We start from the raw sequence: 12,181 nt of genomic DNA, 5'->3' as shown, positions 1-12,181 counted from the left end.
AGAAGATTCCCTCCGGCACGCCTGCGAGGTTAGCTGTCGGGTTCGGGCGGGAAGGTGTGCCCGGTCGCCGGGTGGCGACTTCACCCCGAGGTCCGCCGGGCCAGACGACCCGGGCGCGGACCGGAAATGGGTCCCCCGTCCCTGCCCCCGTATGCCTTCATGGTTGTTCGCATACCTCGTGGTCGCACCCCCAGACCGGGGCAGGGCTCGGCGTGATCCAGGCGGTGCGAGCGGTGGGCGGTCGCTCACCGGCCCCTCCTGCCTATCCGATTTCCCGAGCCACTGCCGGGCCGCAGTCCGTCACGCTTCGTGTTTGGCATATCGGTGGCTGTCCGGTTGCAGCCTGTCCATGACGAAAACCGGCACGTTACGCATGCACCTGGTCACACGACGGTCAACATGGTGGGTGGGTCTGATCACAGAAAATGGCGTACCGGGCGCCGATCGCGGTGGGCGCTCAAGCTGAACAGATTCGCCATGAACCTCGCAGGCGGCTCAAGTTCTCACCGCAAAGCCGATGTCGGTCAAGTGTCCGATTGGCGGTCGCGACCCGCACGGCCCAGGCGTATCGGACGTGTGCGGGTCGTCGGTGCAGAAAGGTCGACCCGCGCTTCCACCACCACTCCGCGATCCCGGCAGTGATCATGCAGCGCCGTCACCTGACTCAGGTGGTCGACTTCGAGCACGATCTCGACGCCCGCCCCTCTAGGCAGCGGCGACTATGTCAGTCCGCGCCGCGGATCGGTCGTGCTCGGACTCGGGCCGGTGGCGAAACCGCCCGAGCACGGCGCCGGTCCCGGCTTCACTCGGCAGCGACTGGTCGCATGCTGCCGAGGCCTTGACGATGGATACCCCCGGGGGGTAACAATGACGGCCAACGCATATACCCCCCGGGGGTATTAAGGAGGAACGGTCATGTCCCGCAGTTCCCTACGCTGGTGGGCCCTCGCGCTCATCGCACTCGCCCAGTTCATGGTCATCATGGACACCTCGATCATCGGCGTGGCCCTGCCCCGTATGCGCGAAGACCTCGGGTTCACACCCGGCGAGCTGACCTGGGTCTTCAACGCCTACGTCGTCGCGTTCGGCGGCCTGCTGCTACTCGGCGGCCGACTCTCCGACCAGTTCGGCGCCCGCCGCGTCTTCGCCACCGGCTGGGCAGTGCTGCTGGCCGGTTCAGCCGCCGCCGGCCTGGCCGGCACCGTCGAGGTCGAGCTGGCCTCCCGTGCCGTGCAGGGTGCCGGCGCCGCCCTCATCGCCCCGTCCGCCCTGACCCTGCTCATCATGCTGTTCGGGGCCGAGCCCAAGGAACTCACCAAGGCCCTCGCCCTGTACGGCGCCGCCGCCCCCGCCGGCGGCACCGCCGGAGTGTTCCTCGGCGGCGTCATCACCGAGTACGTCAGCTGGCCGTGGGTGTTCTACCTCAACATCCCCATCGCCGCGCTCGCACTCATCGCCACCCCGGCGCTGATGCCCGCCGGCGGCGCCCGCCGCGGCAGCCTGGACGTGGCCGGCGCGCTGACCGTAACCGCGGGTCTGGCGGCCGCCGTCTACGCCATCGTCCGTGCCCCGGAAGTCGGCTGGGCATCCATGCAGACCTGGGGCGTGCTCGGCGGCGCCGCGGTGCTGCTGATCACCTTCCTCGCCGTCCAGGCCACCCGGCGTGAACCGCTGGTACGGCTGGGCATCTTCCGCAGCCCGAACCTCGGCGCCGCCAACCTCGCCCAGATGCTGCTCGGCGCGGCCTGGATCCCGATGTGGTTCTACCTCAACCTCTACCTGCAGCAGGTCCTCGGCTACAGCGCCTTCCCCGGCGGCGCCGCGCTGCTGCCGATGACCGTCCTCATCATGATCGGCATGATCGCGCTCGCACCCCGCACGATCGCCCGGTTCGGCCCCAAGACGATGATCGTCACCGGCCTCGCCGTGCTGGCCGCCGGCCTCGGCTGGCTCGCCCTGATCCGCCCGACCGGCAGCTACCTGATCGACGTACTGCCCGCCTCCCTGGTCGCCGCGCTCGGCATGGCCCTGGCCTTCATCCCCTCGCTGGGCACCGCCCTGTCCAGCGCCCGTCCCGAGGAAGGCGGCCTCGCCTCCGGCATCGTCAACACCAGCTATCAGGTCGGCTCCGCCCTCGGCCTGGCAGCCATGACGGCGCTCGCCGCCGCCCACGGCGCCGACCAGCTCGGCGACCCGCCCGCCCTCACCAACGGCTACTCCGCGGCACTGTTCGGCGCCGCCGGTATCGCCGCAGCGGCCGCCGCTCTGGCCGCCATCACCCTCAAGCGCAACACCACGCCGACCGCGGTGCAGGCCGAGACGGCGTCGACCACCCGATGACCCACGACGGATGTCCCCAGGTGCTCCGCTGAGCCGTCGACATTCCGCCTGGCTCAGCGGAGTACCGGACACAACTGACGGCACAGCAATCAAAGCAACCTGACTGCGGGTGCCGCTGGCTTGCGCGAGGCACCGGGTTGTCCCGCGGCGCTGGCTGAACTGGCGCGCCAACTGCGCACGACCGGGCTGAGCACCAACCTGAAGGTGACCCTCGGCATCGTCGCCGCCGCCCTAATCGCGGTGATCGCCATCGTCGTGGTCAACCGCAAGGGGCAGCGGGCGCCCGGTCGCCGTCCTGCCCTCGGATCGGTGCAGCCGCGTCGGCGGTGCACTCCAGCAGGTTCACCGCCGTTCATGATCGCCTCCTCCCGAGCTCTTGTACCTCGGGGATAGGGCCACCGTGGGTTGGTTCGCGCCGTAGAGGAACTCGTTTGCTACAGCCAAATCCACTCAGCAAATATGGAACAGGACATCCGACTCAAAGATCGCGTTGGGCGAGAGCGGGGTTCTGGCCAGGGATGTGTGATTGACCGGACTCGACGCCCTGCATGGGGCCAGGGTAAGCGAGCCCTATGTAAGTGGGAGAAACGGTGCTTCGGGTGAATACAGGCAGAATTGGTGGGTCATGCGCAGGGCTAGGGCGCGTGCCCACTTTCGAGCGGCCCTTACATGCAAGTTTCGGGAGGCGCGAGGGCGTTAGGGGCGGGATCGGCCGGGTATCCGCAGCGGCGTCACGGAGGTGGCTGCTGCCGCCGTCGGAGCCTCTGATGGGAAGGCGTCATGTCGAAGAATGCGAATCAGGACGAACTGCAAGCCGCGGCGCGAGACGCCAAGCGGCAAGGCATGAGCGCCAGTGAGGCGGGTGTCTCGCAGGGTGCCTCGAAGCAGATCGACCACCACACGGACAAGGAACGAAGTAAGGAGGGCACCCCGCGGGGTGGCAAGTCCTGAGCAGGCTGGGGACTTGCCGGTGAGGGCGGCACCGGAAGGCGCCGGGCCATCCGGCAGGTCCAGTGCGTGCGCCGCGCGGCGGTCTCGGGATGTTCGCCGAACCCGCACGCCGTTCGGCGGCGCACCCGCGCGGGCCGCCGCAGGGGCCACGGTGTCGTCGAAGACGTCGGGGCGAACATGGGGGTCAATACCGGAACGTCTCCGTCGCGTACATCTCCCGCGGGGGGTTCTGTTGGGCATAGCGCCGCCACGGTGAAACAGGGGCGTTCGTATCTCGACGACACCGTGGGGCTGGCGCTGCAGGGCTACTCCTGGCTGCCCGGCCTGTGGCGCCGCGCCGACACCGACGCCGCGGTGCACAGCCGCGTGATGGGCCAGCGGGCGGTGGCGTTACGCGGTCCGAGGGACGGAGCCACTCGGTGCGGCACCGCGCCGGTGCGCGGCGTTCAGGTCCAGCAGCATGAACGAGTCGATCAGCAGCCGGCCGGCCGCAGCCTGCGCTGCCACGACTCGCACCGCGTGTGCAGGATTGATCCGGATCGTTTTCGGGCAACCCGTTACCGCCTGACCGTACGGGCGGGCATGGAGGGGAGCCGAAATGTCGGACACCGACAGTTGGCGTCGGCGCTTGCCGCCGCGCAGCGCGCGCCGCGGCTGGCTGCACGACCACATGCTGACCATCGTGCTGGTCGGCCTCTTCCTGGCCTCCTGGGTGGGGCAGTTCGTCGCCCAGGTCGCCGAGGTCAGCAACGACGCCGCAGAGCACGGCCAGTCGTTCGAGTGGGCGCAGTTCTGGCCACAGTTCCTGTCCGCCACCTTCGAAAACTGGCAGAGCGAGTTCCTGCAACTGTTCAGCTTCGTCGCGCTGACCGCCTACCTGATCCACCGCAACAGCGCGGAAAGCGCCGACGGTGACGACGAGGTCAAGGCCATGCTCGAGGAACTGCTGGCCCGTACCGAACCCAGCGACCAGCAGGCAAACCGCATCCCGCCTGCCTGACCCCCGCGGCGCCGGCGATCGCCCCGCCTATCCCCGAGGCTGCACCCCGGCGTCCGGTTGTAGCGCTGGGGCAGCCTCGGCGTGCTATTCGTTCGACCCGGCTGTACTACACGCCGTCCGCGTCGGGATCGTACGGCGCGGGCGCGTCGGTGGCCGGCGGGACGTCCTGCGACGCGTACGGCTGCAGCCCCGCCTCGACGCGCTCCCGTTCGGTCCGTAGCTCCAGTTCGTCGTCATTCGGGCGTAGCGAGGCGCCGCCGTGCTCGCCGCGGTCGCGCGGCTGCCCCGGCACGTCCGTGTCGATGGGCTCGGTCGTCATGATGTCTCCCTTCCGTCGTCGCCGGAGCCGATCCGGCTGATCATCCCGAGGCATACCCGCCGGGGCCTGCGATAACCGTCCCGATCGTCGCGCCAGCCACGGCGCCGGAGTCGTGCACGATCGTGGCGCATCGAGGACTTTGACATCGGCATGCTGCGGGCGGCGTGGCGCACCGCGCCACGAGATGGCTACTGAGCTGCCCGGACGAAACCGGCCTTGCCGATGTGGGTCTCGACAGATGCGGGTGAGCGACACTGGTGACGTGCCGGAGTTTCGCTGTGACGTGGAACGGGTCGGCACGTCCCTTCCCCTTCGGGGCATCGGAGATCTGTCCGGCGTTTCCGCGCCGCGGATCCGCGCGGCCTTGATGAAGTGCCTGGTCGAGCTGCCTGCCCGACGCGATTGTGGTGGATCTTGCCGAGGTGACCGCTATCTCATGATCGCGGTGGGCGACGGGTCGGCGACCGACCCGAACACGGCGCGTGGGCGGATGCTCGTCGAAGCGATGTCGCGCCGCTGGGGCAGCCTGGCGACCGAGGGCGGCAAGGTGGTGTGGCAGCACTGGCCCGCCGCAACAGCTCCCCCTGAAGCGGCAGGGCGACGCTGCCGCCCTCTGACCCCGGGCCTCCGGGTCATCGACGTCCGGGCGGGCGATGCGAGGCACTCCTGGCGAGCAATTCCCGCCCGGGAGTGGGCATCTTCTGCCGCGACAGGAAGAGTGCGGGCGGGCGGCCGCGGAACCGCGAGTCGACCGTCGCCCGCCGCGGAAAAGCGGAGTTCGGTGACGCAGTAGTGGCCTGTTCAGCGGTTCGGATATGAGCTGAGGGTCGATCACCCTGCCGGCGGGCATGGCAGTGCCGTCCGCTCAACGCGAAGGCATTCCACATAGGTCTGTTGCGTCTTCGCTCACGTCATCCCCGGCCCGTTTCGACGGTGAGCAGGCGGCGGACCTGGTGCAGGAGGTCATCGTTGTTCATCGGTTTCGCCATGTAGGCGTCGGCGCCGGCGGCGGCCGCAGCGTCAGCGTCGGGATAGAGGTCGGCGGTGAGCATCAGGATTCGCGTGGCCTGGGTGCGGCCATCGGCACGCAGAGCCCGGCAGGCGTTGGGACCGTCGTCGTCGCGCAGATTCAAGACCACCATGTCCGGTTGTTCCCGCGAGGCGGTGTCGAGGACGGAAAGGGGATCCGACGCGGTGAGCACCTGATAGCCGGCGCGGCGGAACAGCCGAGCGAACGCGTCGCGGACGTCATCATCGTATTCGCCGATCAGGACGGTGGCCGTGGTGGGCACGTCTTCTCCTCAGCAGAGCGGTATGGCTCTTGCCCCCGGGCCGACGGTGAGTCCTCGAGCCGAGGTCGCGTTAAGCCGGATGAATCCGACTTTACCCCGTCTGTCAGTCTATGAGATTCTCCGGCCGACGCATGTGCATCGCGGCGAGCGGCGGGGGCGGCGGGTGTCGAGCTGAAGGTGATCCAGCACGATCTCGGTATTCCAGCGCGGTCACCGCCGCGGACACGTACTGGACGCTGTTCTCGCTAGTCGGACCACCGTGCGGTCGCCGCGACCGCCTACGGCTCGCCGACCGCCTGCGCGGCGGCGCCGTGGTCAGCGCGGGCCACCGGATCGTGTCCGCGGCCGTGCGCCAGGCTACGGCAGGTCGAACATGGCGGTCACTGGCACTAGCGGGCCGCGCCCTGCCGCCCGTCGCCTTCCGCTGCCCCCACCGCGCCACGCCGCGGACGCCGCGTCGCCGGGGTGGTAGCGCACTTCTGAGGCCGGTTCAGACGCCGGGGAGACCGGCGAGCCCCGCGATGAGCCCGAGCACCGCACAGATTCCCAGAACGCGCAGCACGGACCATTTCACCTTGAAGATGAGTACGGCTGCGATCAGCGCGATCACCACGGGTACGGGCCGGACAGTGTCCAGTTCGGGTATTTGCAGGTGCAGGGGTCCGGTGGTGACCGTCCCGGTGGTGCGGAAGAGCGTGTGTCCGGCGAAGTAGAGGCCGAGGTTGGCGATGACGCCGACGATGGCGGCCGTGATGCCGGTCAGGGCCGCCGACAGGGCGTGGTTGCCGCGCAGCCGCTCGACGTACGGCGCGCCGAGCAGGATGAACAGGAAGCAGGGTACGAAGGTGACCCAGGTGGTGAGCAGCGACGCGACGATGCCGGCGGTCCAGGGGTCCAGCGGACCCGGGTGGTGGTAGGCGCCGAGGAAGGCGACGAACTGCACCACCATGATCAGCGGGCCGGGGGTGGTCTCGGCCAGGGCGAGCCCGCGGACCATGTCGCCGGCCGACAGCCAGCCGTAGTGCTCGACCGCGCGCTGCGCGACGAAGGCCAGCACCGCGTACGCGCCGCCGAAGGTGACCACGGCGGTGCCGGAGAAGAACAGTCCCTGCTGGGTGTAGACGCTGTCGGCGCCGGTGGTGACGGCGACGAGCGCGACGGGTACGAACCAGGCCAGCAGACCGACGCCGAGGATGATGAGCGCGCGGCGTCCGGAGGGCTGCTCGTGGTGCAGCACGTCGTCGGAGATCAGCGGCTGCGGGCCGTCGGCGGCCGTGCCGTGGCCACCACCGGTGCTGACCAGCTCGGGCCGCCAGCGGTGCAGTGCCCAGCCGGCTACGGCCGCGACGGCGATCACGATGGGGAACGGCACGCCGAAGACGGCCAGCGCCACGAACGCCAGCACCGCGAAGCCGACGAGGACACGGTTGTTCAGCGCGCGCCCGGCAACGCGCCACACCGCCTGGGCGACGATCGCGACCACCGCGGGGGCGAGCCCGGCGAACAGCGCGGTGACCACCTTGGTGTCGCCGAAGCCGACGTAGACGGCCGACAGGGCGAGCAGGGCGACGACGCCGGGTAGCACGAACAGGGTGCCGGCGACCAGGCCGCCGCGCAGGCCGTTCAGCAGCCACCCGACGTAGATCGCCAGTTGCTGCGCCTCCGGACCGGGCAGCAGCATGCAGTAGTTGAGGGCGTGCAGGAAGCGGCGTTGGCCGATCCAGCGGCGCTCGTCGACCAGGTGGCGTTGCATGACGGCGATCTGCCCGGCCGGGCCGCCGAAGGTCTGCAACGAGATCGCGAACCAGGCCTTGACCGCGTCGCGGAACGGCACCACGTCGCTTGTAGCCGGTGCCGCGTCGGCGTCCCGCTGGGGATCGGTGGCAGTCATCCATGGACTCCGTGGGGTTGCGCGGGCATGTCTCAGGCTGGCGGGCGGTCGAGCGGCAGGTCGGGCACGGCGGAGGGATCGGCGACGAAGACGAACACGGCGTCCGCGTCGATGTGGCGGCGGATCAGCCAGATGCAGGCGGCACGGTCGATGTGGACTCCGGCCCGGGTCGCCCATTTCACGACTGCTCCTGTTCGGCCATCTGGGAAGGCGCGTTGTCGTCGGCCAAGGACTGCACTGTGGTCCGGGCGGCGTCGCGCTCGCGCGGAGGGAAGAAGTCCCTGCGCGCAATCCGGCGAAGTTCGTTGCGCAGTCGGCGTACCACGCGGGCACGCTCGGCGGGCGAACCGGCCGCCGAGGTCGTGGTGGCCTCGTCGATCACCGCCCGATACTCCGCGGCCCTGGCCTCACGCATGGCTGCGGCGATCTCCCTCTCCTGCGCGAGCGTGGCCGGCTCCGCCAGCCATACCGTGGCAGATCCGTGCGCCTCGCCGATCTCCTCGGCGATCCGGTCGAACTGCTCACGCGTCCGCGCGTCCGCAGGCAGCGCCACCAGGCCGTCACCCAGCCGGGCCACGCCGAGACGTTCCAGCTTGCGCCACACCGCGATACGAGGACTCGACGGTTCCCGGGGCATCCGATACGCGAGCAGCACCCACCGCCCCGCTCCCGGATCACTGGCCGCCACTTACCGCCCTTCCTGATCAGACTGATGTAACCATGGTTACTTCCGCAGGGCAACCGTGTGATCGGGGGGACCCCTTCCGCAACACCCATTGGCGGTTGCGCGGCGATCAGTTCATCGACGCGGGCGAAGCCCATGCTGGCGGTGACCACGTCATCGTTGCAGCGCGTCGCGACCACGTGCGGCTGGTCGTGTTCTTCCAGCCAGACCGGCAATGATTTCGACTGCCCGTAGGCCTCGCCCATCGTCACCCAGCCTGCCGGCACGCCCGCGTCGAAGACCCGCTGCGAGGGTCTCTTGGATGTCCATGATGTCGGCGCCGGAGGCCTTTGAGGAAGGTAGAGCGCGGCTTCGTCGAGGTCGACGTTCTGGTAGGACTGTCTGCCGCGCAGTCGCCCGCGATAAACCCGGTGACGTCCTTGGTCAGCTCCGCGAGGATGGCCGACGTGGAAGAGGTCGAGGTCGTCGTCGCTCACCAGGAGCGTGCGACACTGCGAGTCGGTGACGTGTTTCTGAAGATCGACGCTGATCAGACGCGTACCGACGTCGAGGTCGAAGCGATGGCCATGGCGCCGATTCCGACTCCGCAGGTCCTGTGGCGCAAACCGCCTGTGCTCGCCCTCGCCGCCCTCCCGGGAACGGCGCTCGGCTGCCTCGGCGAGCCGTCGACCGCGTCGCCGGCGGCGTGGTCCGCGGCGGGTGCCGCCGCACGGATGCTGCACGACGCGCCGCTGCCACCATGGCCCGGTCGGAGCAGCGACGAGATCGCATCGGACCTCGACGGCGAATGCGAGTGGCTCGCGGCGAACGGCGTCCTTCCCGCCGACGTGGTCACGCGCAACCGCCAGGTGGCCGAGGCCGCGCTCCGGCCGTGGAAACCGGTGTTCACGCACGGCGACCTGCAGATCACCCATGTTTTCGTCGACGGTGACGAGATCACCGGTGTGATCGACTGGTCCGAGGCGGCCCAGGGCGATGCCCTGTACGACCTCGCCATCCTGACCCTCGGGCACGAGGAGCACCTGGGCGACGTCATCGCCGGCTACGGCGCCGACGTCGACCTCGACGTGATCCGCGCCTGGTGGTCGTTGCGAAGCCTGCTGGCGGTCCGCTGGCTGGTCGAGCACGGCTTCGACCCGTCCTTGCCTGGCTGTGAGTTCGACGTCCTGAAGTCCCGGATGTGAAGCGCTGTCGGCCGTCTGACCCGCACCGCGGCGGTCGCGCTCGGCCGCGCTCTCCTTACGAACTGCCCGTGCCACAAAGTCGCATGAGTACCGAGCGTCTCTCCCGAGGATCGCGTCGACGACCGGCCTCCGTCGGCTGGCCTAGGTACTGTGAACGCTGCCTTGCCGTGGCAGAGACAGGTTCGATACGACGACGGGAGCACGGTCCATGTCATACGTACGACGCTTCGACCACGTCGGCATCACGGTCACAGATCTCGATGTCGTGACCGCCTTCTTCGTGGCGCTCGGCCTGGAGGTCGAGGGCAGGGCATTCGTCGAGGGCGAGTTCTTGGAGACGGTCTGCGGCATTCCCGACTCCCGCACCGAGATCGTCATGCTGAAGTCGCCCGACGACGGCGCCCGCCTGGAGCTCGCGCGCTTTGTGCGGCCCGACTCCGTGCCGGGCTCGCCGGCCGCCATGGCCAACGAGCTGGGATTGCGCAACGTGTCCTTCGAGGTAAACGACTTACAGGCCGCTGTCGACTGGGCGGCGAGCGAGGGCTACGGACTGGTCGGTGGCATCGGCGAGTACGAGGGCGCTTGGCGGATGGCCTACGTCCGGGGGCCGGAAGGGATCATCGTCTCGCTGGCCGAGCGCATCGGCTGAGCTCGCACCGCCCGAAGTCTCAGCGATGAATCCCATCCGTGGTCTCCGACGACTTCTCCGCCGGTGGTCCCGCCTTCGGCGCCGCCCGTCTAGGGCGCTACGGCCGGTGATCGCCGGATGCCCGTCAGGTGAATATGCCATTCGCCCTATCCCGGTCCCGGGGCGCCCGGCACTAGCTTCGCGTGCCATGACTGTGAAGTACGGCAAGCTCCACGCTGTCACCGCTCTGGCGATGGCCTCCTCTGTCCTGACCGGATGCGGAGGCACGGACGAGCCGGCACCGGCGGCACCGGCCGACGCGGCGGCGGTGAGCGTGCCGTCCGCGGACAGCCCGGCGGGGCAGAGCACACCGACCGAGGACGGCGCGGCGGAGGCGACAGCGCCCGCCGCCTGCAGCCTGCTCTCCATTGCGGAGATCAAGAAGCTGACCGGACTGGTCGTGTCGGTCCGTACGAACACACCGGACCGGTGCATCTGGGTCGTCGAGAAGCCGAAGGACAGCCACTACGGCGGCCTGACCATCGGCGTGGAGGGGTACGCCTCGGCGGAAGAGGCCAAGGAGCAGTTCAAGTGGTACGTCAAGGAGAAGGTGCCGGGCATCGGTGACGAGGCGTCGATCAGCGATTCGGGTGTCACCAGCCTGGCCGTCCTGGTCGGCGCGGCGAAGATCACGGTCACGGAGCAGAACCCGGCCATCACCCGGGAGGTTCTCCTCGAGCTCGGCCGTTCAGCAGCCCGCAACGCCGGCTAGGTGTGTGTCGAAGTCGCTGTAGGTCTGTAGCGGCCGGGCGAGTGGGGGCTCACCCGGCCGCCATCGACCCGGGAATGATCAGCTACGGCAGGTGCCGTCGGAATCGGTGTTGCCGCCGAGGTCGACGATGCGGGCCCAGACGGCACGGCAGTTCTGCGGGCCGTCGCTGCTGGTGTTGCCGGTGATGACGCTGCCCTGCAGGGTGACCCGTCCGGGTCCGAAGGGGTTCTCGGGGCCGGGAACGTAGCCGAGGGTGATGTTGATGCCGCCTCCGCCGTCCTCGGCGTAGTTGTCGGTCACTCGTGAGTCCACGACGGCCACTGTCTCCGTGCCTCGCACGTCGATTCCGCCGCCCAGGCCGGCGAGTTCGCCGGGGCGGGTGGGGTCGTACGGGTTGGTCACGCGGTTGCGGGTGATCGTCGAACGCTCGATCCGGCCTTTCCAGTCGAAGCGCAGGCCGCCCGCTTCTCCCGCCTCGTTGTCGTCGACCAGGCTGTCGCGCAGGGTGAAGGAGGTGAACGGGATGTTCTGCACCGCCCCGCCGAACCGGGCCCTGTTGCCGGTGAGGCGCACCCGCTCCATCGTCAGGTCGGAGGCGTTGAGCAGCCCTCCTCCGCCGTAGTAGTTGTACAGGGAGGCGACCGGAGCGGAGACGCCGCCGGTGATGGTGAGGTCGGTGATCGTGGCCGGGTTCAGCACCGTGAAGACGCGGTCGAGGCCCGCGCCGTCGATCACGGTGCGGTCCTGGCCGGCGCCGGTCACGGTGGTGGGCTTGAAGATTTTGAGGTTCCCGTGCGCGGCGTCGGCCAGGGTGTAGTCGGTGAATGCCCGGCCCAGCAGGGGTGGGATCGATAGGGCGAACCGGCCCGCGGGGATGACGATGGTCGAGCCCGGCGCCGTGTTCGCTTCCATGACCGCGGCACGCAGGGTGCACGCTCCGGCCTCGTCGGCGCATCGGCCGTCGCCCGGCCGGCGGTCCGGCGCGTCGAGAGTGCTGGTGACGTCGAGGCGCAGAGCCTCCTCGGTGGACGCTGCCGCGGCCGGCGGTGCCGCGGCGATGACGGCTGCCAACGTCGTTGCGAGGGTTATCGATGTCTTCATGCGGCGGGAAGTTACTGC

General features: G+C 69.4%; 12 protein-coding genes, 1 pseudogene and 1 riboswitch. Of the genes and pseudogenes, 6 read left to right on the top strand and 7 right to left on the bottom strand.

What is annotated here, in order from left to right; all coding sequences use genetic code 11:
• Positions 1-3: 3 nt before the first annotated feature.
• Positions 4-126, bottom strand: a riboswitch (cyclic di-AMP (ydaO/yuaA leader).
• A 789-nt stretch (positions 127-915) separates the two neighbouring features.
• The 3 genes from EDD30_RS18275 to EDD30_RS18270 all read left to right on the top strand — a co-directional run bounded on the left by EDD30_RS18275 (position 916) and on the right by EDD30_RS18270 (position 4,291).
• Entirely contained in the window at positions 916-2,340 is a 1,425-nt protein-coding gene (locus tag EDD30_RS18275; RefSeq protein ID WP_071805134.1) for an MFS transporter, read from the top strand.
• Positions 2,341-3,120: 780 nt separating this feature from the next.
• Positions 3,121-3,291 carry a hypothetical protein gene (locus tag EDD30_RS39170; RefSeq protein WP_170047240.1) on the top strand — a complete coding sequence of 57 codons (171 nt, stop codon included), beginning with the start codon at positions 3,121-3,123 and terminating at the stop codon, positions 3,289-3,291.
• Between the two features lie 598 nt (positions 3,292-3,889).
• A complete protein-coding gene (locus EDD30_RS18270; RefSeq protein WP_071805133.1) occupies positions 3,890-4,291 on the top strand; it encodes a DUF6766 family protein in 402 nt (133 codons plus the stop codon).
• 106 nt (positions 4,292-4,397) lie between these two features.
• On the opposite strand, the gene EDD30_RS18265 is transcribed toward EDD30_RS18270, so the two are convergent.
• The 6 genes and pseudogenes from EDD30_RS18265 to EDD30_RS40675 all read right to left on the bottom strand — a co-directional run.
• Positions 4,398-4,610, bottom strand: a complete 213-nt coding sequence (locus tag EDD30_RS18265) for a hypothetical protein (protein ID WP_071805132.1) — start codon at positions 4,608-4,610, stop codon at positions 4,398-4,400.
• Positions 4,611-5,521: 911 nt separating this feature from the next.
• Positions 5,522-5,902 (bottom strand): response regulator, encoded by a 381-nt coding sequence (locus EDD30_RS18255; protein WP_071805131.1) that lies wholly within the window; start codon positions 5,900-5,902, stop codon positions 5,522-5,524.
• 490 nt (positions 5,903-6,392) lie between these two features.
• Positions 6,393-7,793 carry a chromate efflux transporter gene (gene chrA / locus EDD30_RS18250; RefSeq protein ID WP_071805130.1) on the bottom strand — a complete coding sequence of 467 codons (1,401 nt, stop codon included), beginning with the start codon at positions 7,791-7,793 and terminating at the stop codon, positions 6,393-6,395.
• A gap of 32 nt (positions 7,794-7,825) precedes the next feature.
• Positions 7,826-7,975 carry a chromate resistance protein ChrB domain-containing protein gene (locus EDD30_RS18245; RefSeq protein WP_244945301.1) on the bottom strand — a complete coding sequence of 50 codons (150 nt, stop codon included), beginning with the start codon at positions 7,973-7,975 and terminating at the stop codon, positions 7,826-7,828.
• Positions 7,972-8,481 (bottom strand): Chromate resistance protein ChrB, encoded by a 510-nt coding sequence (locus EDD30_RS18240; protein ID WP_244945300.1) that lies wholly within the window; start codon positions 8,479-8,481, stop codon positions 7,972-7,974. Before EDD30_RS18240 ends, EDD30_RS18245 begins: the two co-directional genes overlap by 4 nt.
• 92 nt (positions 8,482-8,573) lie before the next feature.
• Positions 8,574-8,762, bottom strand: a pseudogene (locus EDD30_RS40675) (IS701 family transposase); the annotation flags it as partial.
• Between the two features lie 153 nt (positions 8,763-8,915).
• On the opposite strand from EDD30_RS40675, the gene EDD30_RS18230 reads away from it, so the two are divergent.
• The 3 genes from EDD30_RS18230 to EDD30_RS18220 all read left to right on the top strand — a co-directional run bounded on the left by EDD30_RS18230 (position 8,916) and on the right by EDD30_RS18220 (position 11,062).
• Positions 8,916-9,662 carry an aminoglycoside phosphotransferase family protein gene (locus EDD30_RS18230; protein ID WP_211353777.1) on the top strand — a complete coding sequence of 249 codons (747 nt, stop codon included), beginning with the start codon at positions 8,916-8,918 and terminating at the stop codon, positions 9,660-9,662.
• Between the two features lie 208 nt (positions 9,663-9,870).
• Positions 9,871-10,311 (top strand): VOC family protein, encoded by a 441-nt coding sequence (locus EDD30_RS18225; protein WP_071805198.1) that lies wholly within the window; start codon positions 9,871-9,873, stop codon positions 10,309-10,311.
• Between the two features lie 187 nt (positions 10,312-10,498).
• Positions 10,499-11,062, top strand: coding sequence for a hypothetical protein (locus tag EDD30_RS18220; RefSeq protein WP_143162666.1), 564 nt, complete (start codon positions 10,499-10,501; stop codon positions 11,060-11,062).
• Between the two features lie 78 nt (positions 11,063-11,140).
• Here EDD30_RS18220 and EDD30_RS18215 read toward each other — a convergent pair whose 3' ends face one another.
• Entirely contained in the window at positions 11,141-12,163 is a 1,023-nt protein-coding gene (locus EDD30_RS18215) for a right-handed parallel beta-helix repeat-containing protein (protein ID WP_143162665.1), read from the bottom strand.
• Positions 12,164-12,181 lie beyond the last annotated feature (18 nt).

Source organism: Couchioplanes caeruleus (genome assembly GCF_003751945.1).
Lineage (GTDB): Bacteria > Actinomycetota > Actinomycetes > Mycobacteriales > Micromonosporaceae > Actinoplanes > Actinoplanes caeruleus.
This window is presented reverse-complemented; position numbering and strand designations above follow the sequence as displayed.

Coding starts and splice junctions, on each gene's coding strand:
- EDD30_RS18220 (WP_143162666.1), top strand. CDS start 10,499: ATGACTGTGAAGTACGGCAAGCTCCACGCTGTCACCGCTCTGGCGATG.
- EDD30_RS18225 (WP_071805198.1), top strand. CDS start 9,871: ATGTCATACGTACGACGCTTCGACCACGTCGGCATCACGGTCACAGAT.
- EDD30_RS18265 (WP_071805132.1), bottom strand. CDS start 4,610: ATGACGACCGAGCCCATCGACACGGACGTGCCGGGGCAGCCGCGCGAC.
- EDD30_RS18215 (WP_143162665.1), bottom strand. CDS start 12,163: ATGAAGACATCGATAACCCTCGCAACGACGTTGGCAGCCGTCATCGCC.
- EDD30_RS18230 (WP_211353777.1), top strand. CDS start 8,916: ATGGCCGACGTGGAAGAGGTCGAGGTCGTCGTCGCTCACCAGGAGCGT.
- EDD30_RS39170 (WP_170047240.1), top strand. CDS start 3,121: ATGTCGAAGAATGCGAATCAGGACGAACTGCAAGCCGCGGCGCGAGAC.
- chrA (WP_071805130.1), bottom strand. CDS start 7,793: ATGACTGCCACCGATCCCCAGCGGGACGCCGACGCGGCACCGGCTACA.
- EDD30_RS18270 (WP_071805133.1), top strand. CDS start 3,890: ATGTCGGACACCGACAGTTGGCGTCGGCGCTTGCCGCCGCGCAGCGCG.
- EDD30_RS18275 (WP_071805134.1), top strand. CDS start 916: ATGTCCCGCAGTTCCCTACGCTGGTGGGCCCTCGCGCTCATCGCACTC.